This window comes from Pseudomonas fjordensis (genome assembly GCF_976987115.1).
In genome coordinates this window covers 4,939,224-4,963,619 of sequence record NZ_OZ336860.1, presented here as the reverse complement: position 1 = coordinate 4,963,619, position 24,396 = coordinate 4,939,224, and the positions used below count along the sequence as shown (strand labels likewise).

Annotated in this window: 20 protein-coding genes; 10 read left to right on the top strand and 10 right to left on the bottom strand. The window is 60.2% G+C overall.

Annotated elements, in window-relative coordinates:
- Positions 1–58 precede the first annotated feature (58 nt).
- Positions 59–1,543, top strand: a complete 1,485-nt coding sequence (prpD, locus tag ACWHXD_RS22570; RefSeq protein ID WP_138762366.1) for a 2-methylcitrate dehydratase — start codon at positions 59–61, stop codon at positions 1,541–1,543.
- A 138-nt stretch (positions 1,544–1,681) separates the two neighbouring features.
- Here prpD and ACWHXD_RS22565 read toward each other — a convergent pair whose 3' ends face one another.
- From ACWHXD_RS22565 to ACWHXD_RS22545, 5 genes are read right to left on the bottom strand one after another with little or no spacing between them, the layout of a single operon-like run.
- A complete protein-coding gene (locus ACWHXD_RS22565; protein WP_032895793.1) occupies positions 1,682–2,428 on the bottom strand; it encodes an alanyl-tRNA editing protein in 747 nt (248 codons plus the stop codon).
- A 2-nt stretch (positions 2,429–2,430) separates the two neighbouring features.
- Positions 2,431–3,423 carry a serine O-acetyltransferase gene (locus ACWHXD_RS22560; RefSeq protein ID WP_003193308.1) on the bottom strand — a complete coding sequence of 331 codons (993 nt, stop codon included), beginning with the start codon at positions 3,421–3,423 and terminating at the stop codon, positions 2,431–2,433.
- Between the two features lie 37 nt (positions 3,424–3,460).
- Entirely contained in the window at positions 3,461–4,375 is a 915-nt protein-coding gene (locus tag ACWHXD_RS22555) for a PLP-dependent cysteine synthase family protein (protein WP_138762365.1), read from the bottom strand.
- A gap of 16 nt (positions 4,376–4,391) precedes the next feature.
- The gene (gene moeB / locus ACWHXD_RS22550) at positions 4,392–6,254 is read right to left on the bottom strand and encodes a molybdopterin-synthase adenylyltransferase MoeB (protein WP_032895795.1); all 1,863 of its coding nucleotides are present in this window, start codon (positions 6,252–6,254) and stop codon (positions 4,392–4,394) included.
- 23 nt (positions 6,255–6,277) lie between these two features.
- A complete protein-coding gene (locus tag ACWHXD_RS22545) occupies positions 6,278–7,222 on the bottom strand; it encodes a DMT family transporter (protein WP_032897827.1) in 945 nt (314 codons plus the stop codon).
- A gap of 109 nt (positions 7,223–7,331) precedes the next feature.
- Here ACWHXD_RS22545 and ACWHXD_RS22540 point away from each other — a divergent pair, with 109 nt between their 5' ends.
- Positions 7,332–8,756 (top strand): aminotransferase-like domain-containing protein, encoded by a 1,425-nt coding sequence (locus tag ACWHXD_RS22540; RefSeq protein ID WP_003193301.1) that lies wholly within the window; start codon positions 7,332–7,334, stop codon positions 8,754–8,756.
- 120 nt (positions 8,757–8,876) lie between these two features.
- Here the strand turns inward: ACWHXD_RS22540 and ppsR are convergent, their stop codons facing one another.
- Positions 8,877–9,695 (bottom strand): posphoenolpyruvate synthetase regulatory kinase/phosphorylase PpsR, encoded by an 819-nt coding sequence (ppsR, locus tag ACWHXD_RS22535; protein ID WP_003193298.1) that lies wholly within the window; start codon positions 9,693–9,695, stop codon positions 8,877–8,879.
- 178 nt (positions 9,696–9,873) lie between these two features.
- Here ppsR and ppsA point away from each other — a divergent pair, with 178 nt between their 5' ends.
- From ppsA to ACWHXD_RS22495, 8 genes are all read left to right on the top strand, one after another.
- The gene (ppsA, locus tag ACWHXD_RS22530; RefSeq protein WP_032895796.1) at positions 9,874–12,249 is read left to right on the top strand and encodes a phosphoenolpyruvate synthase; all 2,376 of its coding nucleotides are present in this window, start codon (positions 9,874–9,876) and stop codon (positions 12,247–12,249) included.
- Positions 12,250–12,355: 106 nt separating this feature from the next.
- Positions 12,356–13,345 (top strand): alpha/beta fold hydrolase, encoded by a 990-nt coding sequence (locus tag ACWHXD_RS22525; protein WP_032895797.1) that lies wholly within the window; start codon positions 12,356–12,358, stop codon positions 13,343–13,345.
- A 229-nt stretch (positions 13,346–13,574) separates the two neighbouring features.
- Positions 13,575–14,066, top strand: a complete 492-nt coding sequence (gene rraA, locus ACWHXD_RS22520; protein ID WP_138762364.1) for a ribonuclease E activity regulator RraA — start codon at positions 13,575–13,577, stop codon at positions 14,064–14,066.
- A 25-nt stretch (positions 14,067–14,091) separates the two neighbouring features.
- Positions 14,092–15,087, top strand: a complete 996-nt coding sequence (gene cmaX, locus ACWHXD_RS22515) for a divalent cation transporter CmaX (protein ID WP_044275105.1) — start codon at positions 14,092–14,094, stop codon at positions 15,085–15,087.
- 86 nt (positions 15,088–15,173) lie between these two features.
- Positions 15,174–15,419, top strand: coding sequence for a hypothetical protein (locus tag ACWHXD_RS22510; protein ID WP_014719486.1), 246 nt, complete (start codon positions 15,174–15,176; stop codon positions 15,417–15,419).
- 2 nt (positions 15,420–15,421) lie between these two features.
- Positions 15,422–16,246, top strand: coding sequence for a mechanosensitive ion channel family protein (locus ACWHXD_RS22505; RefSeq protein ID WP_003193288.1), 825 nt, complete (start codon positions 15,422–15,424; stop codon positions 16,244–16,246).
- A gap of 87 nt (positions 16,247–16,333) precedes the next feature.
- Complete coding sequence (gene sigX, locus ACWHXD_RS22500; RefSeq protein ID WP_003193286.1) at positions 16,334–16,924, top strand: RNA polymerase sigma factor SigX; 591 nt, start codon at positions 16,334–16,336, stop codon at positions 16,922–16,924.
- A 107-nt stretch (positions 16,925–17,031) separates the two neighbouring features.
- Positions 17,032–18,012: an OmpA family protein gene (locus ACWHXD_RS22495; RefSeq protein WP_032895800.1), complete on the top strand. Its 981-nt coding sequence runs from the start codon at positions 17,032–17,034 to the stop codon at positions 18,010–18,012.
- 57 nt (positions 18,013–18,069) lie between these two features.
- On the opposite strand, the gene cobA is transcribed toward ACWHXD_RS22495, so the two are convergent.
- The 4 genes from cobA to nirB are packed head-to-tail and all read right to left on the bottom strand — an operon-like array spanning position 18,070 to position 24,299.
- The gene (gene cobA / locus ACWHXD_RS22490) at positions 18,070–18,813 is read right to left on the bottom strand and encodes a uroporphyrinogen-III C-methyltransferase (RefSeq protein ID WP_098950664.1); all 744 of its coding nucleotides are present in this window, start codon (positions 18,811–18,813) and stop codon (positions 18,070–18,072) included.
- Positions 18,814–18,823: 10 nt separating this feature from the next.
- A complete protein-coding gene (locus tag ACWHXD_RS22485; protein WP_138762363.1) occupies positions 18,824–21,532 on the bottom strand; it encodes a nitrate reductase in 2,709 nt (902 codons plus the stop codon).
- Positions 21,532–21,849 (bottom strand): nitrite reductase small subunit NirD, encoded by a 318-nt coding sequence (gene nirD, locus ACWHXD_RS22480; RefSeq protein WP_003193279.1) that lies wholly within the window; start codon positions 21,847–21,849, stop codon positions 21,532–21,534. The genes ACWHXD_RS22485 and nirD overlap by 1 nt, the downstream gene beginning before the upstream one ends.
- Positions 21,846–24,299: a nitrite reductase large subunit NirB gene (gene nirB / locus ACWHXD_RS22475; protein ID WP_138762362.1), complete on the bottom strand. Its 2,454-nt coding sequence runs from the start codon at positions 24,297–24,299 to the stop codon at positions 21,846–21,848. The genes nirD and nirB overlap by 4 nt, the downstream gene beginning before the upstream one ends.
- Positions 24,300–24,396 lie beyond the last annotated feature (97 nt).

Genomic DNA, 24,396 nt, shown 5'->3' with positions numbered 1-24,396 from the left:
GGAACGATCGTAAACCCTGACCCTGAGGATGGAACAACCAACTTTTAGGAGAACTGCCATGAGCACCAACGTCGACCAGAACAACCGCCCCGACTACGACCCGGTGTTGCAGGACATCGCCGACTACGTCCTCAACTACCGCATCGACTCCCAGGATGCCCTGGATACCGCCCGCAACTGCCTGATGGACACCCTCGGCTGTGGCCTGCTGGCCCTGCGCTTCCCCGAGTGCACCAAGCACCTGGGGCCGATGGTGGAGGGCACCGTAGTGCCGTTCGGCGCACGGGTGCCGGGCACTTCGTATCGCCTGGACCCGGTCAAGGCCGCCTGGGACATCGGTTGCATCGTGCGCTGGCTCGACTACAACGACACCTGGCTCGCCGCTGAATGGGGCCACCCTTCGGACAACCTTGGCGGCATCCTCGCCGTGGCCGATCACCTGTCGCAAAAGCGCCTGGCCAATGGCGACGCGCCGCTGACCGTGCGTGCGGTGCTGGAAGCGATGATCATGGCCCACGAAATCCAAGGTGTGATTGCCCTGGAAAACTCCTTCAACCGGGTAGGCCTCGACCATGTGTTGCTGGTGAAAGTCGCCTCCACGGCGGTCACCGCCAAGCTGATGGGCGCCAACCGTGAACAACTGTTATCGGCGTTGTCCCATGCGTTTGTCGATGGCCAGGCGCTGCGCACCTATCGCCATGCGCCGAATGCCGGCTCGCGCAAATCCTGGGCCGCAGGCGATGCATCGAGCCGCGGCGTGCGCCTGGCAGACATCGCCTTGCGTGGCGAAATGGGCATCCCCGGCGTGCTGAGTGCGCCGCAATGGGGCTTCTACGACGTGCTGTTCAGCCACACCAACAAGGACCTGGCGCTCAAGCCCGAGGATAAGCGCGCCTTCAGCCTGCCCCAACCCTACGGCACCTACGTGATGGAAAACGTGCTGTTCAAGATCAGCTTCCCGGCCGAGTTCCACGCGCAAACCGCCTGTGAAGCGGCAGTCGCCCTGCATCCGCAGGTCAAGCATCGCCTGCATGAAATCGAGCGCATCGTGATCACCACCCACGAGTCGGCGATTCGCATTATTTCCAAGGTCGGCCCATTGGCCAACGCTGCCGACCGCGACCACTGCCTGCAATACATGACCGCCGTGCCCTTGGCGTTCGGCAACCTGGTGGCCGAGCAGTATGAAGATGATTTCCACGCGGCCCACCCGATCATCGATGAGCTGCGCGACAAGATGGTCATCGTCGAAGACCCGCGCTACAGCCGCGAATACCTGGAGGCTGACAAACGCTCGATTGCCAACGCGGTGCAGGTGTTTTTCACGGACGGCACCTGCACCGAGCAGGTAGCGGTGGAGTACCCGATTGGCCATCGCCGCCGTCGGGTGGACGGCATTCCACTGCTGGAAGACAAGTTCAAAGCCAACCTGGCCACGCGGTTTACTGCGCAACGCAGCGCTGAGATTTTTGCATTGTGCAAGGATCAGGCACGGCTTGAGGCGACGCCTGTGAACCGTTTCATGGACCTGCTCACGATCTGAAAAAACAACACGTTCACTGTTGGACCTGGTTTGCCCTAACCCCTGTAGGAGCGAGCTTGCTCGCGAAAAACCCATAGGCGCCGCGCTTATTCAGGAAGCACGCGTTGTCGTTGACGTTTTTCGCGAGCAAGCTCGCTCCTACAAAGGCAATGACGCAGGTTCAAACCGCAGTATCACCCGGCGATTGTGCTTGCTCTTCTTCTCGATCTTCTCGCAGAACACCCGGCCGATTTCCTCGGTGTTGAGCACGTGGGTACCGCCGCAGGGCTGGATATCGATGCCGGGGATTTCTATCACTCGCACCGAACCCGAGACCACCGGCGGCGCAACCGCCTGGGTGCGGGTGATCTGCAGCAGGGTCGCGTATTCCGTGGCGGGCATCGACAGAGTCTTGACCGCGTGGGCCTGCTCGATCAGGGCGTTGAGGTCGTGGGTGAGGCGGTCTTTGTCCAAGGTCATTTCCGGCAGGTCGAAATCCAGGCGGCCTTTATCTGCGCTGATGCTGCAACCGGTCACGGGCGCGTCGATCAGCGAACACAGCAAGTGCAGGCAGGTGTGCATCTTCATGTGCTGGTAGCGCCGCTCCCAATCCAGCCCGGCGTCGACCTGGACGCCAGCGGCCAACTGTTCGGGGCAGTGGTCCACCTGGTGCCAGATGATCGAGCGCAATACCGGGTCGCGCACGGTGCCGGTCACTTGCACCCGTGTGCCATCGGCCAGGGTGAGGTGGCCGGTATCGCCCGGCTGCCCGCCGCCGGTGGGGTAGAACAGGGTGTGCTCCAGGGCGATACCCTGTTCGCTGACGGCAATCACCCGGGCGCTGAATGCGTTCTGGTAGGGCGCGCTGTCGAACAGCGCCAGGGTTTCCATGGTATGCACGGACATGTTCAACCTCCGACGATCAATGGGGTGGCTTGCAAGAGGTGGCGCACCAGTGCGCTCAAGCCAGGGGGAGAGAGCAGGGTGATTTCAAATTCCGGCCCGCATACCTTCAGGTTCAGCGGCAGGCGTGGCAGTTGTTCGTCGTTGTCGAGGCGACGCAGGCGAAACTGCAGGTGGTGGCGCTCTTTCACCGTGGGTTCGAGCATCAGCCCTTGCAGCGGATGAAAGTCGGCGTCCAGCACGGTGACCTTGTGGCCGACACTCACTTCGCCCACCACGTGCAAGCGCTCATCCAGGGCAAAAGCGCCGAGGTAGTTGCTGTGGTCCGATTCATCGTTTTTTTGCAGTTGGATCTGGTTGACCACCTTGACCTTGGTGCCTGCCGGCACGTCCTGGGTAATCACGCAGGAGGGGCTGATAAACACGTTGTCGCCGATCGAAACATAGCCCAGCACCCGGGCGCCGGCGCCGACTTCGACGTTATTGCCCAGGCGCGGGTGGCGTTTGCCGTCCGGGTTGTTGGCGATACCGCGCGCGCCCAGGGTCACGCCGCAGAGGATGTAGCAATCGTTGCCGATCACGCAGGTTTCGCCGATGACCGTGCCGTAGCCATGGTCCAGCACAAAGCGCCGGCCGATACGCGCTGCCGGGTGAATCTCGGCGCCGGAGAGGATTTTGCCCTGGTTGCTCAGCTTGAGGGCCATGCGCGAAAACTCGCCGTTGTCAGCGGCCTGGAAATGCCACACCAGGTGCGCAAGGCGGTAGAACAGCACGGCCTTGAACGAGGCGTAGGACTCCAGGATCAACTCACCGCGCCCACGGGACGCCGGGTCGCGATAGGCATAGGCGATCAGGTCCTCGGCCACTGCCTGGGCGGCGTTCTGGATCAACGGCGCCAGGTGCGGTTCCAGCTGCTTCATCTGCCCGGGCGTCAGGGTGGTGATGAGGTGGGTCAGCAACTCATCGTGCAGCTGTTGCATGTCGATAAAGCCCCCCATGGAGACACCCCCGTATGTTGAATGGTTAAAAGCCCGGTTATTCGAAGCTGGGCAGGTAGCTGTCGGCATTGTCGTAGACCATGGTCAACACCACCTTTTCGGGCGGCAGTTCGGGGGCAAGTTGGGCGATGGCGACCATGTTGGCGGCCGAAGACAGCCCCAGGCTGATGGCATCGGTGCGCATGATGCGTTTGATCATGTCCAGGCAATCGGCGTGCGACACCTTGAGCATGCCGTCGATCACATCCAGGTTGAGGATGCTGGGGATCAAGCCAATTGAAAGGCCCTGGATCGCGTGCGCGGCGTGCTGGTCTTTCAGCAAGTCGCATTCCTCCGGCTCTACGCCCATCACTCGCAGTGCCGGCCAGGCGGCCTTGAGGGTTTCGCCGATACCGGTGATGTGGCCCCCGGTGCCTATGCCGCTGACGAAGTAGTCAACGCGCTGTTCACCGAAGGCGCGCAGGATTTCCGGGGCGGTAGTGTCGCGGTGGGTTTGGGGGTTGGCGCCATTGCGTTGCTGGTTGAGCATCACGTAGTTGGGGTTCTCCAACTGCAGCTCCATGCACTTTTCACCGTGGGAGTTATTGCCCAGGCGACTGTCGGACAGCACGACCCTGGCGCCGTACAGGCGCAGCAGCTTCTGTTTTTCCGGGCTGTAGTTGTCGGGGATCACCAGCACCACTTTGTAGCCCAGCACATTGCCGGCCATCACCAGGCCAATGCCGGTGTTGCCACCACTGGGTTCGATGATGGTCTGCCCGGAATCACGGATCAGCACACCGCGGCGCTCGGCATCCAGGATCATGCCCAAGGCGATGCGCGCCTTGTGGCTGCCGCCGGGGTTGAGGGACTCCAGCTTGGCGTAGACCTCGATGCCGAGGTCTTCGGAAAACTGGGCCAGACGCACGATCGGCGTTTGGCCGATCACGTCGAGGATGGAGTTATGCAGCATCAGTACGTCCCCACCTTCAGTACAACGGCATGTCAGGTTCGACGTCGCGAACCCAATGTTTCATGCCGCCCTGCAAGACTTTGGTGTTGGCAAAGCCGGCTGCCAACAGGGTGCTGGCGGCTTGCTCGGCGCGAGTGCCTGCGTAGCAGATCAGGTAGTGGGTGTTGTCGCGGCTCAGGCTGGCGAGCTGCCCATCCAGTTCTGCCAGCGGGATATGCACCACGCCGGGTAATTTGCAGACCTCCAGTTCGCTGGCGTCACGCACGTCCAGCAATACATCGGCGCTGCTGGGGTGTTCGAGCACTTGCTTTAGCACCTGGGGCTTGATGTAGCGTTCTGCGGCCAGGGAGGGCTGGCTCGGTACGGCATCGGCGCAGGTGGCCGGCGCGACGGTTTCGCTGTGGCGCAGGTCCGAACAGCAGGGGCAGTCGGCGCGGCGCTTGAAGCGGATCTCGCTGAACTTCATCGCCAGTGCGTCGAAGCGCATCAAGCGGCCGGACAAGGGTTCGCCAATGCCAATCAGCAATTTGATCGCCTCGGTGGCCTGGATCATGCCGACCACGCCCGGCAACACGCCGATCACACCGCCCGCGCTGCAATTGGGCGCCAGCTCAGCGGGCGGTGCCTTGGGGAACAGGCAGCGATAGCACGGCCCACCTTTATAGTTGAGCACGCTGATCTGCCCGTCGAAACGGTAGATGGCGCCGTACACCAAAGGTTTGCCCAACTGCACACAGGCGTCGTTGACCAGGTAGCGGGTGTCGAAATTGTCGGTGCCGTCGATCACCAGGTCATAGGCGCCCACCAGTTCCAGGGCGTTGTCAGTGTCAAGCGCGGTGTTGTGCGCGTTGATCTGGATATAGGGGTTGAGGTCCAGCAGGCGCTGCTTGGCGGACTCGACCTTGGGCATGCCCAGGGTGCTGTTGCCATGCACAATCTGGCGTTGCAGGTTGCTGCTTTCCACCACGTCAAAGTCCACCAGGCCCAGGGTGCCGATGCCGGCCGCCGCCAGGTACAGGCTGATGGGCGAGCCCAGGCCGCCGGTACCGATGACCAGCACCTTGGCTTTCTTCAGGTTCAATTGGCCCTCGCGGCCGACGCCCGGCAGGGTGATGTGGCGCACGTAGCGCTGCACTTCTTCGTTGCTCAGTGTGTCGATGTCCATGCCGCCGGAGGTGGCGAGCAATACTTCGATCCGGGCTTTTGCTGGCAGCGGTTCATCGGCGTCGATCAACTCCTCCTCGGCGGTAAACAGGAAGTGTTCCTTGAGCTGGTCGTTCTTTTCATGGAACAGGTGCTGACGCAATTGGGGGTGATGGGTGCAGAGATTTTCAATGACTTCGCGCAATGTCGATCCGGCGCCCTCAAGGGTCGATTCCGGCAGCTTGGCCACGCGAACCAGAATGTCGGGGAAAGAGACAGCGTTCATGGACAACTCCGTGTGCAGGTCGTTGAAAGGTTGAAGGGAGAAATGCTTGCCATCCCAGGCAAACAGCTTGGAGCCCAGGGCCTGGCCCTGACGAACATCCACCACCAGGTAACTGACGGGGAAAATCGGCTCGCCCAGGAACAGCGCCTTGTCCTGGTCTTCGTCGCTGAAATAGGCGCCCACATCCGGGTGTGAGTGGTAGATCACCACCACCGGGTTGTCGCTGCGAAACGCCTTGTTCATCAGCAGGGTGTCGGCCACCGAAAAGGTGTAGCCGTTGGCCGCGCTGCGTGGGTACATCTGGGGGTTCTTGCGGTGCAGCTCATTCTGGATATTGCTGCCCAGGTACACGCTGCCGTCGGCGAAGACAAAACCACAGCACTCCTCGGGGTAGCTGCGGCTGGCGTGGGCGTAGATCTGTTCCAGGGCGGTGGGGCGGAGGACGTCCATGTTTCTCTCGCGTTGGTTGAGGGTCACTTTTTCTTGGCCATGAGTTTTTCAATCGGCAATTTGGTGATCGCAAAGCCGGCCAGCAGGATTGCCGAGTACAGCATCAGGTCGCGGGAGATTTCCACGCCTTCGTACCAGGCACCGATGATGACCGCGAACACCGGGAAGATAATGAAGACGAACGACAGGATGATCGGGCTCAGGCGCTTGAGCAGCATGAAATACACAATGAACCCGCCCACCGAGGCCACCAGCCCGAGGTAGAACAGCGCGCTCCAGGAGCGCAGGGTGATGGCGTCGAACGTCGGCGTTTCAAACCACAGACCGGCCAGGAACAGCATCAGCCCGGCAATGCCGATGGGCAGGGTGTTGTAGGTGATGACGCTGATGGCGCTGCCTTTTTGCTTGGTAATGACATAGCACAAGGCGTGCATGATTGCGGCGCTCAGAATGGCCAGCACCCCCAGGAACTCGGCGTGGTCCAGGTGCAGGCCCTGGCTCTTGATAATCATGTAGAGGCTGCCGAAACCGATGCCGATGCCGACCACCTGGGAAAAATAGATGCGCTCGCGCAGGAACAGCGCGGAGAAGATCAGGATGAACACCGGCATGCAGCTGAACAGCAGGGCGGTGAGGCCCGACGACACATGCATTTCGCCATAGTTGAGCAAATAGTAGGGAACGCTGAAGTAAGACAGGGTCACGAATACGAAGAACCAGCGGCTTTCCCGGGGAAACAGGATCGGCTCACGGCGCACCATGGCAAAACACAGGAACAGCGGAAACGCGATGAGAAAGCGCAGGCCGGCGGATGTCAGCGGCGGCACGCTCTCCACGGCGATCTTGATGCCCAGCCAGGTGGTGCCCCAACTCAGGCACACGATCAGGAACATCACGCTGGTCACCAGCCCGGCGAGCCACTGTTTTTGCGTTTTTGTTTTTGCAGTGTTTTCGAGAACGGCGGACATTGGCATCGTTTATTGCTTCCCTGAGCCGGAATTGAACTCTATATTGAACTTGTAATGAGTTATGTTTATCGGCGATTGAACCCGTAAAAGCACACTATTAGGGCGAAAGATGGCTGTCAAAACAAATATTGACATGGTGTCAATTATGCGTGAGGGCTTGTCCAACGGGCAGGGCGTGAAGTACAAGCGCCTGTCCGATGTGATGGAACGGGGCATCCTCGAAGGCTTGATTGAACCGGGACGAAAACTGCCGCCCCATCGGGTGCTTTCCGACAATTTAGGCGTGACCATCGGCACCATCAGCCGGGCCTACGGTGAGCTGGAGCGCCTGGGCCTGGTGGTTGCACGAGTCGGTGACGGCACTTTCGTGCGCAAGCGTGGGATGGAGCGCCAGCGTGATGAAGGTTTTCGCAATTTCAGCGAGGAGCCGCGCCAGTACTTCGACATGAGCCGCAACATGCACATTCCTGGGCAAGAGACGGTGTTTCTCGCCCAGAGCTTCCAAACCCTGTCGACCAACGCCAAGTTCCTCCAGGACATCAGCGCCTACACCCCGGACGCCGGCCTGCCGCGCTACCGTGAAGCAGGCGCGCAATGGCTGGTGCAGCGCGAGTTTCATCCGATTCCCGAGCAGGTCATCTGCGTCAACGGCGGCCAGCACGGCTTGTTGTGCGCCATGATGGCGTTGCTGCGTGCTGGCGATACAGTGGTGACCGAGCAGTTGACTTACCCAGGGCTGATTACCGCCGCGCGTATGCTGGGGGTGCGGCTGATCGGCCTGGAGATGGACGAGGAAGGTGTGCTGCCCACGGCGCTGGATGAGGTTTGTCGTAATCACCGGATTTCGGCGTTGTATTGCACGCCGACTATCCAGAATCCGACGACCGCCGTGTTGTCAGTTGCGCGCCGCGAAGCCTTGGCCAGGGTGTGTCGCGAACATAACTTGCTGATTCTGGAGGACGAAGCCCACGGTGTGCTGGTGGAGGACCGTCCGCCGCCCCTCAGCTATTTCGCGCCTGAACGTACGATTTTGATCAGCAGCCTGAGCAAGGCGGTGTCAGCCGGTTTGCGGGTGGGCTACGTGCATGCGCCACCGGCGCTGGTCAGCCGCATCTCGGCGGCGATCCGTTCGACCTGCTGGATGGCCACACCTGTGACCCTGGAACTGGCGACCCAGTGGATCGAAAACGGCACGGCGGAATATTTGTTGCGTCAGCAGATCAATGAGATCAGTCGGCGCAAGACGCTGGTCGAAGATTTATTGACCGGCCTGGCCTATCGCACCCACCTTAACAGTCCGCATTTTTGGATCGAAGTCCCCGAGCCCTGGCGGGCGTCGGAAATCGAGGCAGAGCTCAAGCAGAACAATTACCTGATCGCCACCGCCGAGGCGTTTGCCGTGGGGCAGACGGCGGTGCCGCAGTTTATTCGGGCGAGTATCTGCAACACGTCGGGCGATGATCAGTTATTGCGCGAAGGGTTTGATGCGCTGGCGACGGCGTTGGGGCAGGGGGGCGGGCGGTTTCATCTGTGAGACCGCGCTCGTTCCCACGCTCTGCGTGGGAATGCATCTTGCGGCGCTCCGCGTCGCTATTGCGGGACGCGGAGCGTCCCAGGCGGCGTTCCCACGCAGAGCGTGGGAACGATCACAAGATCACTTAAAGCGCCGCTCAACCCCTTTCTCCACCAAAATCTTCGCCGAGATCTCTTCCACCGAAAAATGCGTGGAATTGATGTGCGCAATATTCTCGCGGCGGAACAGATTTTCTACTTCACGCACTTCAAATTCACACTGGGCATAGCTGGAATAGCGGCTGTTGGGCTTGCGTTCGTTGCGGATGGCGGTCAGCCGGTCCGGGTCGATGGTCAGGCCGAACAGCTTGTGGGAATGCGCGCGCAAGGCGGCGGGCAGGGTCAGGTGCTCCATGTCGTCTTCGGTCAGCGGGTAGTTGGCCGCACGAATACCGAACTGCATGGCCATGTACAGGCAGGTCGGGGTCTTGCCGCAACGCGACACGCCCACCAGGATCAGGTCGGCCTTGTCGTAGTAGTGGGTGCGGGCGCCGTCGTCGTTGTCGAGGGCGAAGTTCACCGCCTCGATACGCTCCATATAGTTGGAGTTATGCCCGATGGAGTGGGACTTTCCGACGGAATAGGACGAATGTTCACTCAACTCCTGTTCCAGTGGCGCCAGGAAGGTAGAGAAAATATCGATCATGAAACCATTCGACGTTGCGAGAATCTCACGAATGTCTTGATTGACGATGGTGTCGAAAATGATCGGGCGAAAACCGTCTTTTTCAGCCGCCAGATTGATTTGTTGTACCATGGCCCGCGCTTTATCCACGCTGTCTATATAAGGCCGGGTGAATTTGGCGAAGGTAATGTTTTCGAACTGCGCGAGCAGGCTCTGACCCAATGTTTCGGCTGTAATGCCGGTGCCGTCGGAAATAAAGAAAGCAGATCGTTTCATTTGAGCCCTGGGCCTTAAGCTGATGGCGAATCTTGGATATGATAGGCGCGATTTTGCCGTCCCGCAGTGGGCCGCATTCTCACTTATTTTCCAGGTCCAGGCCACAAGCGCTGGCGTTAGCTCCTACTGAGCAACCCGCGTCCTGAGCTTTTCCAACACAGAAAGTGGAGAGATCACCTTGGTAGAGTACGTAGTTTCCCTCGATAAGCTCGGCGTCCATGATGTAGAGCATGTGGGGGGCAAGAACGCATCCCTCGGCGAGATGATCAGTAATCTTGCAGGCGCTGGTGTCTCGGTGCCCGGTGGTTTCGCCACCACGGCCCAGGCTTACCGCGACTTCCTCGAGCTGAGCGGCCTCAACGCCCAGATCCACGCCGCGCTGGACGCCCTGGACGTCGATGACGTCAACGCCCTGGCCAAGACCGGCGCCCAGATCCGCCAGTGGATCATGGAAGCCGAGTTCCCCGAGAAGCTCAACGAAGAAATTCGTACCGCCTTCGCCACCTTGTCTGCGGGTAACCCGGACATGGCCGTTGCTGTGCGCTCCTCGGCCACCGCCGAAGACTTGCCGGACGCCTCCTTTGCCGGCCAGCAGGAAACCTTCCTCAACATTCGCGGCGTCGAAAACGTGATTCGCGCGGCCAAGGAAGTGTTTGCCTCCCTCTTTAACGACCGTGCGATTTCCTACCGCGTACACCAGGGTTTCGACCACAAGCTGGTGGCCCTGTCTGCCGGCGTGCAGCGCATGGTGCGTTCGGAAACCGGCACGGCCGGCGTGATGTTCACCCTCGATACCGAATCCGGTTTCCGTGACGTGGTGTTTATCACCGGCGCCTACGGCCTGGGCGAAACCGTCGTACAAGGCGCGGTCAACCCGGACGAATTCTACGTACACAAGGGCACCCTCGAAGCGGGTCGCCCGGCCATCCTGCGCCGTAACCTGGGCAGCAAGGCCATCAAGATGATCTACGGCGACGAGGCCAAGGCCGGTCGTTCGGTCAAAACCGTTGACGTCGACAAGGCCGAGCGCGCGCGTTTCTGCCTCACCGACGCTGAAGTCAGCGAGTTGGCCAAACAAGCGATGATCATCGAAAAGCACTACAAGTGCCCGATGGACATCGAGTGGGCCAAGGACGGTGACGACGGCAAGCTCTACATCGTGCAGGCGCGCCCCGAAACCGTGAAGAGCCGCACTTCGGCCAACGTCATGGAGCGCTACCTGCTCAAGGAAACCGGCACCGTGCTGGTGGAAGGCCGTGCCATTGGCCAGCGCATTGGCGCAGGCAAGGTGCGGATCATCAAGGACGTGTCCGAGATGGACAAGGTCCAGCCGGGTGACGTACTGGTTTCCGATATGACCGACCCCGACTGGGAGCCGGTGATGAAGCGCGCCAGTGCCATCGTCACCAACCGTGGCGGGCGTACCTGCCACGCGGCGATCATCGCCCGTGAACTGGGGATTCCGGCAGTCGTGGGTTGCGGCAACGCCACTCAACTGCTCAAGGATGGCCAGGGTGTGACCGTGTCCTGCGCCGAAGGCGATACCGGCTTTATCTTCGAAGGTGAACTGGGCTTCGATATCAAGCAAAACTCCATCGACGCCATGCCCGACCTGCCGTTCAAGATCATGATGAACGTCGGCAACCCGGACCGCGCCTTCGATTTCGCGCAATTGCCGAATGCCGGTGTGGGCCTGGCCCGCCTGGAGTTCATCATCAACCGCATGATCGGTGTGCACCCCAAGGCACTGCTGAACTATGACGGCCTGCCACTGGACATCAAGGAAAGCGTCGACAAGCGCATCGCCGGCTACAACGACCCGGTAGGGTTCTACGTCGAGAAACTGGTCGAAGGCATCAGCACCCTGGCTGCGGCGTTCTACCCGAAAAAGGTCATCGTGCGCCTGTCGGACTTCAAGTCCAATGAATACGCCAACCTGATCGGCGGCAAGCTCTACGAGCCAGAAGAAGAAAACCCGATGCTGGGCTTCCGCGGTGCCTCGCGTTACATCAGCGAAGCCTTCCGTGACTGCTTCGAGCTCGAATGCCGTGCGCTCAAGCGTGTGCGCAACGAGATGGGCCTGACCAACGTCGAGATCATGGTGCCGTTCGTGCGCACCCTGGGCGAGGCGAGCCAAGTGGTGGACCTGCTGGCCGAAAACGGCCTGACCCGTGGCGAGAACGGCCTGCGCGTGATCATGATGTGCGAATTGCCGTCCAACGCCATCCTGGCTGAAGAGTTCCTGGAGTTCTTCGACGGTTTCTCCATCGGCTCCAACGACCTGACCCAGTTGACCCTGGGCCTGGACCGCGACTCGGGGATCATCGCCCACTTGTTCGACGAGCGTAACCCGGCGGTCAAGAAGCTGTTGGCCAACGCCATTCAGGCCTGTAACAAGGCTGGCAAGTACATCGGTATCTGCGGCCAAGGCCCTTCGGACCACCCTGACCTGGCCAAATGGCTGATGGAGCAGGGGATCGAGAGCGTTTCGTTGAACCCCGATTCCGTGCTGGAAACCTGGTTCTTCCTGGCTGAAGGCCAAGCGTCCGCCTAAGATCGCGTGGTCAAAAGTGCCGGTCACTCGTTGCGGGTGACCGGCATTCTTATCTGTACAGGGCGGGAATCCTTGCGGACGCCGCCCTTTTTTGTGCAAGAGCATTATGCAAAGCAGCAGCAATCTATTTCCTGTCGCCCTGATCAGCGCTGAACGTCGCGGCGATCTGAGTGAAGACGTCTATCGGCTCAAGCCCGGTAACAGTCCTGACGGCACCGTCGAGCTGGCGGTGACCCGTTTGGGCCTGGCCGATGTCCCGGAAAACCGGGGCACGCCAATTATTTTGTTGCATGGCAGTTTTTCCAACCGGCGCTTCTGGTATTCGCCCAAGGGCATTGGCTTGGGGGCTTACCTGGCGCGTCGCGGATTTGATGTGTGGATCCCGGAAATGCGCGGCCATGGTTTGTCCAAGCGCAATCACGACTACGCCAGAAACCGTGTCGCCGATTACGCACGCTACGATTTGCCGGCCGTGGGGGCGTTTGTGTCTGAGCAAAGCGGGCAGGTTCCGCACTGGATCGGGCATTCTCTCGGCGCCACCACCTTGGCTGCGGCCTTGGGCGGGCAGCACTTGGATGCATCTGCGGTGGCATCGGTGGCGTTGTTCGGCTGCCAGGTCAGTCGTAACCATTGGCCGTTGAAAATCCCACCGGTGCAGTGGGGTGGGCGCTTTATTCTCAAGCGCCTTGGCCACCTGTCCGGCCCGCGCTTCAAACGTGGGCCCGAGGACGAACCGGCCGGGGTGATGATCGAGGCGATGCGTTGGAACGGTCTGTTCGGCCGGTTTGGCGATGCCGAGCATGACTGGTGGAAAGGCTTGGCGCAGGTCGATGTGCCGCTGTTGGCGGTGAGCGCAGCGGGCGACCGGCAAGACCCGGACTGGGCCTGCCGCAAGCTCTTCGAGCAAGTGGGCAGCGAGCATCGCCAGTACCTGTGCCTGGGGCGTCAGCAAGGTTTCAGCGAAGATTTCGGCCATGTGCAGATGCTGGTCAGCAAAGCCGCCCAGGCCCAAGTGTGGCCATTGGTGGAGCGTTGGTTGAACGACCCGCTGACACCCGTATTCGGCACGCAGCCCGAGGTGGCTGCAACGGTTTGACGAAACGCCCTGCCAGGGGCGTTTCACTCTTGAAGGGTTGCGGCTAAGATATGACGCGCCAGGCGCTTCTGGTCATATTCAGTCGCGTAACGTGTATTGCGTTGCGCTGATCAGGGTTTGATCATGGCCGCCGCCAAGGCGCGGGCACTTAAAGAATGCCTGTCGCGGGGCGTTTTCTTGATGTACACCGTGGATGTTCGACCTCTTCTTTGATGACAGGAGTTTCTCGATGAACCATTACGTGACCCCCGACCTGTGTGACGCCTACCCGGAGCTGGTGCAGGTAGTGGAGCCGATGTTCAGCAACTTCGGTGGCCGAGACTCCTTTGGCGGCGAAATTGTCACCCTTAAATGCTTCGAGGATAACTCCCTGGTCAAGGCGCAGGCTGACCTGCCGGGCGCTGGCAAAGTGCTGGTGGTCGACGGCGGCGGCTCCCTGCGCTGCGCGTTGCTGGGTGACATGATTGCCGAGAAGGCCGCGAAAAACGGTTGGGAAGGACTGGTGATCTACGGGTGCATCCGTGATGTCGACGTCATCGCCCAGACCGACCTGGGCGTGCAGGCCCTGGCCTCGCACCCGAAAAAAACCGACAAGCGCGGCCTGGGCGACCTGAACGTGGTGGTGACATTCGGGGGCGTGACGTTCCGCCCTGGTGAGTACATTTATGCCGACAACAACGGGGTGATCGTGTCGCCCAGCCCACTGAAAATACCTGAATAAACTGCCGTAACCGATTGGGGTGAGGATGTTCGAAGAAGAAAACGCGCAATGGGGGCTGGTGCATGCCCTGGTGCTGGACGGTAAAGGCGGTGCGCGTTCGATTGCCCGGACTGAGCTCGACGACTTGCAGTTGCAGCCCCAGGAAAGCCTGTGGCTGCACTGGGATCGCAGCCATCCTCAAACCCAGACCTGGCTGCGTAAATCCAGCGGCCTGAGCGAGTTCGCCTGTGACCTGCTGCTGGAGGAGAACACTCGTCCACGCCTATTGCCGCTGCCGGACGCCGAATTGCTGCTGTTTCTGCGCGGGATCAATCTCAACCCAGGCGCCGAGCCCGAAGACATGGTGTCGGTGCGCATCTTCGCCGCCGCCAACCGAGTGATCTCCCTGCGTTTACGCCCCTTGCGCGCCACCGATGAGTTGCTGGTGCAGCTGGCAGACGGCAAAGGCCCCAAGACGGCGTCTGAACTCATCCTTTATATGGCTCAGTACCTGACCAATAAAGTGCAGGATCTGGTTGCTGGGTTGTCTGAAATCGTCGATTCCGAGGAAGAAAAACTCGATGCCGACGAACGGTATACTCCGGAGCACGGCAGCGTTCTGCAGATCCGTCGAAGGGCTGCCGGGCTCAAGCGCTTCCTGGCCCCCCAGCGGGATATTTTTGCCCAGCTTACGCGAATCAAATTGGCGTGGTTCTGCGACGACGATGCCGACTATTGGAATGAATTGCACAACAGCCTGACCCGTTACCTGGAAGAGCTGGAATTGGCCAGAGAGCGCGTGGGGCTTGTGCTTGAGGCCGAAGACCGGCGCTTGAGCCTGCGTATGAACCGCACCATGTACCGCTTCGGGATCATCACCGGGATCTTCTTGCCGATGAGTTTTCTCACCGGTCTGCTCGGTATAAATGTGGGAGGCATCCCGTTCTCCGACAGCCCTTATGGATTCATGATTGCGTGCCTGTTGATGGTGTCTGTGGCACTGGGGCAATGGTGGTTATTTCGACGATTGCGCTGGGTTTGACCTGAATATGACCTGAACGTAAGAAAGGGCCGATGTGACCCGATGAATTTTACCCTCGTCTTTTAAATCACTTGCGAGAGGTCTCTATGCACGATCCGTTCGAACAGTCTTTGCGTGACATGCTCAATGCTTCGCCATCCAACCGTGATGACGATGCTTGCCTGGGCCGCGTACTGAAAACCGCCAACCGTCAGGTAGGGGCGGGTGACCTGTTCGGTCTGCTCGGGCGTTGGTTGCCGGCATTGATGATGGCCCTGAACAACGGTTCGGCCCATGTGTCACCGGTTTCCCGTCGTAAACCTCTTGCTAGCACTGCTGATAAGGCTGATTGAATATGGAACTTGATCTCTGGACCCAGAGCCTGGTCACCGCGATGACCGCATTGTGGACCAAGGTGGCGAATTTCATTCCCAACCTGTTTGGTGCCCTGGTCCTGGTATTGCTGGGTTTTGTCGTGGCCAAGCTGCTCGATACCCTGCTGTCCAAATTGCTCGCCAAACTGGGCCTCGATCGCCTGATGGCCGGCACCGGCCTGACCAAGTTACTTGGCCGCGCGGGGTTGCAAGTACCGATTTCGACCCTGATCGGCAAGATCGTCTATTGGTTCGTTCTACTTATTTTTCTGGTTTCTGCGGCGCAGTCCCTTGGACTTGAGCGAGTTTCAGCTACGCTCGACATGCTGGCACTGTATTTGCCGAAAGTGTTCGGCGGCGCGCTGGTGCTGCTGGTGGGGGTTTTACTCGCGCAATTGGCCAACGGGCTGGTGCGCGGGGCCGCCGAAGGCGTGGGGTTGGACTACGCGGCGGGCCTGGGGCGAATCGCCCAGGGGCTGGTGATCATCATCAGTATTTCTGTCGCGATCAGCCAGTTGGAGGTCAAAACTGACCTGCTCAACCACGTGATTGTGATTGTTTTGATTACCGTTGGTCTGGCAGTTGCGCTGGCCATGGGGTTGGGAAGCCGGGAAATTGCCGGTCAGATTCTTGCGGGAATCTATGTGCGTGAGCTGTATCAAGTTGGGCAACAGGTGCGTGTGGGCGAGGTCGAAGGGCAAATCGAGGAGATCGGCACAGTCAAGACAACCGTGCTGACCGATGACGGGGAACTGGTGTCGCTGTCTAACCGGATTCTCCTGGAGCAGCAGGTCAGTAGCCGCTAATCCGGCAAATCCTGCTAATGTACGCCGCCGCAAACCCGGGTGACCGGGTTGCAGCGGACATTGACCTGACTGTCGGCACGACTTGTTTTGAATAAAGCCCAAACGCTGTCCACGCGCTATGACCCCCGTGAGCTCTCTGATGAGGAGTTGGTCGCGCGCTCGCACACGGAGCTGTTTCACGTAACACGCGCGTACGAAGAATTGATGCGCAGGTATCAACGCACTCTGTTCAACGTTTGTTCAAGGTATTTGGGGAACGATAGAGACGCGGATGATGTCTGTCAGGAAGTGATGCTCAAGGTGCTATACGGCCTGAAGAACTTCGAGGGCAAATCGAAGTTCAAGACCTGGCTGTACAGCATCACGTACAACGAGTGCATCACGCAGTATCGTAAGGAACGGCGAAAGCGTCGCTTGATGGACGCTTTGAGTCTGGACCCCCTTGAGGAGGCGTCTGAAGAGAAGGCGCCGGCACCCGAGGAGAAGGGCGGACTTGATCGCTGGTTGGTGCATGTGAACCCGATTGACCGGGAAATTCTGGTGCTTCGCTTTGTCGCAGAGCTGGAATTCCAGGAAATCGCTGACATCATGCATATGGGCTTGAGTGCTACAAAAATGCGGTACAAACGTGCTCTTGATAAATTACGTGAGAAATTTGCGGGCGAGACTGAAACTTAGTGCGTAGCAAATATCTCTTACGTGTAGGCAAGTTCTGTTAGACTTGTCGCCGAGTTGTCCCCCGGTTTGTGGGACTGCTTTACAATCACCAGATGGGGATTTAACGGATGAAACTGAAAAACACCTTGGGCTTGGCCATTGGTTCTCTTATTGCCGCTACTTCTTTCGGCGTTCTGGCACAAGGCCAAGGCGCAGTTGAAGGCGAGCTGTTCTACAAGAAGCAGTACAACGATAGCGTTAAGCACATCGAAGACGGCTTCAACCCAGGCGCTCGCATTGGTTACTTCCTGACCGACGATCTGTCGTTGAATCTGTCGTACGACAAGACCAACCACACCCGTTCGAACGACGGCACTGGCAACCAGAAGATCAAAGGTGACACTGGCAGCCTCGTTGCTCAGTACCACTTCGGTCAGGCTGGCGTTGATAGCCTGCGTCCATACGTTGAAGGCGGTTTCGGCCACCAGAGCCGTACCAACGTTAAGGTTGACGGCCACAGCGGTCGCGACCAGACCACTTTCGCTACCATCGGTACCGGCGTGAAGTACTACTTCACCAACAACCTGTACGCTCGTGCTGGTGTTGAAGCTGACTACGGTCTGGACAACGGCAAGTGGGACTACTCCGCACTGGTTGGCCTGGGCGTGAACTTCGGCGGTAACGCTGGCGCAGCTGCTCCAGCTCCTACCCCAGCACCAGCTCCAGAGCCAGTTCCAGAGCCAGAAGCTCCGGTTGCTCAGGTTGTTCGTGTTGAGCTGGACGTTAAGTTCGACTTCGACAAGGCCGTTGTTAAGCCTAACAGCTACGGCGACGTTAAAAACCTGGCCGACTTCATGGCTCAGTACCCAGCTACCAACGTAGAAGTTGCTGGTCACACTGACTCCGTAGGTCCAGACGCTTACAACCAGAAGCTGTCCCAGCGTCGTGCTGACGCTGTTAAGCAAGTCCTGGTTAAAGACGGCGTTGCTCCTAACCGTGTAACTGCTGTTGGTTACGGCGAATCCCGCCCAGTTGCTGACAACGCAACTGAAGCTGGTCGCGCTGTTAACCGTCGCGTAGAAGCGTCGGTTGAAGCTCAAGCTCAGTAATTACTGAGTAAAGAAAAGCCCGGCTCAGGCCGGGCTTTTTTTCGCCTGCGATTTGCCTCAGGCGCTTGCCGCAGCGGCGATGCCATCCATCTGTGCGGCGCCGGCAACCTGGCCAATCACCAGGATGGCCGGGCTCTTGAGCGCAAAGGCTGTTGCAGCTTCATGCATGGCCGCCAGGGAGCTGCGGCATTCGCGTTGCTGGGGCAACGAAGCGTTTTCGATCATTGCCACCGGCATATCCGCAGCCATGCCACCGTTGAGTAACTGCTCGCGGATTTCTTCTAGCTTGGCCACGCCCATATACACCACCAGCGTGGTGCCTCCCTCCGCCAGCGCACGCCAGTTCAGGCTGCTGTCATCCTGGGTATGCGCGGTGACCAAGGTCACTCCACGGCTCACGCCACGCAAGGTCAACGGGATATCGCACTGGGTCGCTCCCGCCAGCCCCGAGGTGATGCCATTGACTAATTCCACCTCGACGCCACGCTCGCGCAGCCAGGTTGCCTCTTCGCCACCGCGGCCAAAAATACACGGGTCGCCACCTTTGAGGCGTACCACGCACTTGCCCTGGCGCGCATAACGCAGCATCAGGCGGTGAATAAACTCCTGCGGGGTGGAGCGACAGCCCCCACGCTTGCCAACGGTAATCACCCGGGCGCTGGCGCAGTGTTCCAGTACTGCCGGGTTGACCAAGTCATCAATCAGCACAATATCCGCTGCATGCAGAGCCCGGACCGCCTTGAGGGTCAGCAACTCCGGATCACCCGGCCCTGCGCCTACCAGCCATACTTTTGCGCTCATGTTGTTCCCCTTACACACTGATGGCGATTGGCTGCGGGTTGCTGGCCAAAAGACGTTTGATTTCCGGCACGCAGGAGCCGCATTGGGTGCCGCAGCCCAGTGCCTGTTTGAGGCCATCCAGGTCCAGGCCGCTGCCGATACCGGCACACACGGCGTTTTCGCTGACGTTCTTGCAGTTGCACACAATCTTGTTGCTGGCCGTGGTACCGCCCGGTGGCGCGCTCAAGGGCGCCAGCAACCAGCGCCGCAGTTGCTCGTCGGCGCGGCCTTCCAGCCACAGGCTTTGCAGCCAGTGACGGGCCAGGGTTTCGCCGGCCAGGCGCAGGGCGGTGATGCGGCCTTTCTCGATTTTTACGCGCTTGCCGATTGAGCGGCGGGGGTCGTCATAGGCCATTACCGGGCCGTCGTTGAGGCCCAGCAGGTGGTCGATACGGGTCAACAGTTGCAGGTCGGGCGCCTCGGTATGCGCGGCGCGCACCAGCAACGCGGGGCGTTCACGGCCAGCCAGGCTCAGGCTGACGTAGGCAAAGGTTTCACACAGTGGGCGCAAGGCTTCGAAGTGCTGCTGCACATCGCCTTCGATCAGCGCAAACAGCTGCCATGGCAGTTGCACTGCTTCCAGGCGCACGCCGCTGTGCTTGAGCTCCGGCTGCTTGGACAAAGGGTCGAACGCCGGTTGCGTGAGGGTATTAACGCCGCCCTTGAGAAAACGGTCGCCCCAGTGCATGGGCAGGAACGCTTGGCCGGGGCGCACACTGTCATCGCTGCCGACGGCGACGATCACGCTGCCGCGACGGCTTTTCAGGCTGACCAGGTCACCCTCTTTGAAACGGTGACGGCGCAGCTCGTCCGGGTGCAGGCTCAGCAGCGCCTCACTGACGTGCCCGAACAGCTGGGCGGCGGTGCCGGTGCGGCTCATGCCGTGCCATTGATCACGCAGGCGACCAGTGATCAGGGTCAACGGGAATCGCGCATCGCGCTGTTCCTTGGCGGCGCGATAAGGCTCGGCGACAAACCGCGCCCGCCCACTGTCAGTGGGGAAAATACCGTCGGTGTACAAGCGCGACGTACCCGCCTGCGCACCCTCGGGAAACGGCCACTGCTGCGGGCCGAGCCGGTCGAGCAGGGCATGGCTGATGCCGGACATATCCAGGTCACGGCCTTGAGTCAGTGGCTTGAATTCATCAAACAGCTGGGCCGCTTGTTCAAAGGCGAACAGGCTCGGCAACCCCGGACGCAGACGGCGCTCCAGGCGTTGGGCGAAATCCACCGTGATCGCCCAGTCCGCGCGCGCTTCACCCGGTGGGCTGATGGCGCGGCGCACATGGGAAATACGCCGCTCGGAATTGGTCACCGTGCCGTCTTTTTCACCCCAACTGGCGGCGGGCAGTAGCAGGTCGGCATAGGCGGCGGTTTCGGTGGTATGAAATGCTTCCTGCAACACCACGAACGGACACGCGGCCAAGGCTGCGCGCACCGCGTTCTGGTCGGGCAGCGATTGGGCTGGGTTGGTACAGGCGATCCACAACGCCTTGATCTTGCCAGCCTGCACCTGTTCAAACAGTTCGATGGCGGTAAGGCCGGTGGTCGCGGGCAGTTGTTCCACGCCCCAATAGGCCGCCACTTCAGCGCGGTGTTCAGGGTTGGCCGCGTCGCGGTGGCCCGGCAGCAAGTTGGACAGGCTGCCGGTTTCGCGCCCACCCATGGCGTTCGGTTGGCCGGTGAGGGAAAACGGCCCGCAGCCCTGCCGGCCAATGGTCCCCGTGGCTAAATGCAGGTTGATCAGCGCACTGTTTTTGGCGCTGCCAGCGGTGGACTGGTTAAGCCCCATGCACCACAGCGACAAAAAGCTGCTGGAGGTGCCGACCCACTGCGCGCACAGGCGCAACTGTTCGACGCTGATACCGCACAGCTGCGTGACCATCTGCGGCGTGTAGTCATGCACCAGGCGCTTGAGTTCGGCCAGGCCGTCGGTATGGGCCTGGATAAACGCACGGTCGATCCAGTCTTCCCACAGCAGTAAATGCAAAATCCCGTGGAACAACGCCACATCCGTTCCCGGCAAAATCGCCAGGTGCAGGTCGGCCAAGTCGCAGGTGTCAGTACGCCGAGGGTCAATCACCAGCACTTTCATCTGCGGGCGTTGCGCCTTGGCTTGCTCCAGGCGTCGGAACAATACCGGGTGGGCGTAGGCCATATTGCTGCCGACGATCATCACGCAGTCGCTGTTTTCCAGGTCTTCATAGCTGCACGGCGGCGCATCGGCGCCCAGGCTGCGCTTGTAGCCGACCACCGCCGAAGACATGCATAGCCTAGAGTTGCTGTCGATATTGTTGGTGCCCACCAACGCCCGCGCCAACTTGTTGAAGCTGTAGTAGTCCTCGGTCAGCAGTTGCCCGGAGATATAGAACGCCACACTGTCGGGCCCGTGCTCGGCAATCGTATCGGCGAACACGTTGGCCGCATGCTCCAGGGCGGTGTCCCAGTCGGTGCGGGTGCGTGCCAGTGCTTTGCCCAAGCGTAATTGCGGGTACAGGGCACGGGCGCTCACGTCGCCGGTCAGGTGCAGGCTCGCGCCTTTGCTGCACAACTTGCCGAAGTTGGCCGGATGGCTGGGGTCGCCTTGCACCCCCAGGATCTGTTCGCCGTCATGCTCGATCAGCACGCCGCAGCCCACTCCGCAATAACAGCAGGTGGACGCGGTGGTCTGGCGGTTCATCAACCCGCGTCCCGCAGGGCCAGCATCACCCGGCCGTTTTCGACCCGTGCCTGGTGATGGTGGGCACAGCCGATATCCGGGGCCTGGGCTTGGCCGGATTCAAGGTCGATCTGCCAATTGTGCAATGGGCAGGCCACACGCTTGCCATAGATCAAGCCTTGGGACAGCGGCCCGCCCTTGTGCGGGCAGCGGTCGTCGAGGGCAAAGACTTCGTCGTCACTGGTGCGAAAAATCGCGATGTCACCTTTGGGCCCGCTGATGATGCGCGAGCCCAGGGCGTTGATTTCGTCGAGGGCGCAGATATCCAGCCAGTTCATAGCGAGACCTCCAGGTGTTTGACAGGGATCACGTCGAATTCCTTTTTCAGCAGCGGCTGTTCCAGGCGTTCCTTCCACGGGTCCTGCTCGAATGACAGCGAGAACTGCAAACGCTCATTGAGGGCTTGGCGGCGCGCCGGGTCTTCCAATACGGCCTTCTTGATATGCTCCATGCCCACTCGCTGAAGGTAGTGCACGGTGCGCTCCAGGTAGAAGGCTTCTTCGCGGTACAGCTGCAGGAACGCGCCGTTGTATTCGCGCACTTCCTCTGCGGTTTTCACCTTGACGAAGAACTCCGCGACTTCGGTCTTGATCCCGCCGTTGCCGCCGATGTACATCTCCCAGCCCGAGTCGACACCGATAATGCCCACATCCTTGATGCCCGCTTCCGAGCAGTTGCGTGGGCACCCGGACACCGCCAACTTGACCTTGTGGGGCGACCACATATTGAACAGGTCATGCTCCAGCTCAATGCCCAGTTGCGTCGAGTTCTGCGTGCCAAACCGGCAGAACTCGCTGCCCACACAGGTTTTGACGGTGCGGATGGATTTGCCATAGGCATGCCCGGACGGCATATCCAGGTCCTTCCATACCCCTGGCAAGTCCTGCTTCTTGATACCGAGCAAGTCAATGCGCTGGCCGCCGGTGACCTTGACCATCGGCACGTTGTACTTGTCGGCCACATCGGCGATGCGGCGCAGCTCCGAAGGATTGGTCACGCCGCCCCACATCCGTGGCACCACAGAATAGGTGCCGTCTTTTTGAATATTGGCGTGGGCCCGTTCGTTGATCAGCCGCGATTGCGGGTCGTCCTTGGCTTCGCCGGGCCAGGTGGAGATCAGGTAATAGTTGAGCGCCGGGCGGCAGGTGGCGCAGCCATTGGGGGTGCGCCAGTTCAAGTAGCGCAGGGTGCTGTCGATGGTCAGCAGGTGCTGCTCGCGAATGGCCTGGCGGATCTGCCCGTGGTTGAGGTCGCTGCAGCCGCAGATGGCTTTTTCACTTTTGGGTTTGACGTCGGCGGCGCCGCCCACGGTGTTGATCAGGATCTGCTCGACCAACCCGGCACAGGAACCGCAGGAACTGGCGGCCTTGGTGTGTTTTTTCACCTCATCGACACTGAACAGCCCTTGTTCCTGGATCGCCTTGACGATGGTGCCCTTGCACACGCCATTGCAGCCGCAGACTTCGGCGCTGTCGGCCATGCTCATGGCTTTGTCCTGGCCTTGGTGGCCGACATCGCCGAGTGCATTTTCACCGAACATCAGGTGATCGCGGATTTCACCGATGGCGTGGTTCTCACGGATCTGGCGGAAATACCAGCCGCCATCGGCGGTATCGCCGTACAGGCAGGCGCCGACCAGGATGTCGTCCTTGATCACCAGCTTCTTGTACACGCCGCCAATCGGGTCGGAGAGGGTGATGGTCTCGGTGCCTTCGCCGCCCATGAAGTCGCCGGCGGAGAACAGGTCGATGCCGGTCACTTTCAGTTTTGTCGAGGTCACCGAGCCCTTGTAAGTGGCAAACCCCAGTTGGGCCAGGTGGTTGGCGCAGACCTTGGCCTGTTCGAACAACGGCGCCACCAGGCCATAGGCGATGCCGCGATGGCTGGCGCATTCACCGATGGCATAGATGCGCGGGTCGTAGGTTTGCATCGTGTCGTTGACCAGGATCCCACGGTTGCAGGGGATGCCGGACTTTTCCGCGAGTTCGGTGTTGGGGCGGATGCCGGCAGCCATCACCACCAGGTCGGCGGGGATGATGTCGCCATTTTTGAACTGCACCGAGCCGACGCGGCCGTTGCCGGCATCGTGCAGGGCCTGGGTTTGCTCGCACAGGCGGAACACCAGGCCGCGGCTTTCCAGTTCGGTTTGCAGTAGCTGGCCGCTGGTCTTGTCCAGCTGCCGCTCCAGCAGCCATTCACCGATGTGCACCACCGTCACGTGCATGCCGCGCAGCATCAGGCCGTTGGCCGCTTCCAGGCCGAGCAGGCCGCCGCCGATCACCACTGCATGCTTGTGGGTCTTGGCGGTGTCGATCATCGCCTGGGTGTCGGCGATGTCGCGGTAGCCAATCACGCCCTGCAGGGTATTGCCGGGAATCGGCAGGATAAACGGCGTGGAACCGGTGGCGATCAGCAGGCGATCATACTCGGCCTCGGTGCCGTCTTCGGCGATGACTTTGCGCTTGACCCGATCGATCTGCACCACCTTGCGGTTGAGCAGCAACTTGACGTTGTTGTTCAGGTACCAATCCAGATCGTTGAGCACGATCTCTTCGAAGGTTTGCTCACCGGCCAGTACCGGCGACAGCAGGATGCGGTTGTAGTTGGTGTGAGGCTCGGCGCCGAACACGGTGATGTCGTACAGCTCGTTGCTCAGCTTGAGCAGTTCTTCCAGGGTGCGAACCCCGGCCATGCCGTTGCCGATCATCACCAGTTTGAGTTTTTTCATGTCGTTCTCCGCAATGGCTCGACAAATCGTGCGCAAACAAAAAAGGCGTCCCCGCTAGTCAGCTAGCGAGGACGCCTTTGTCCTGGTCCCGTTCTCT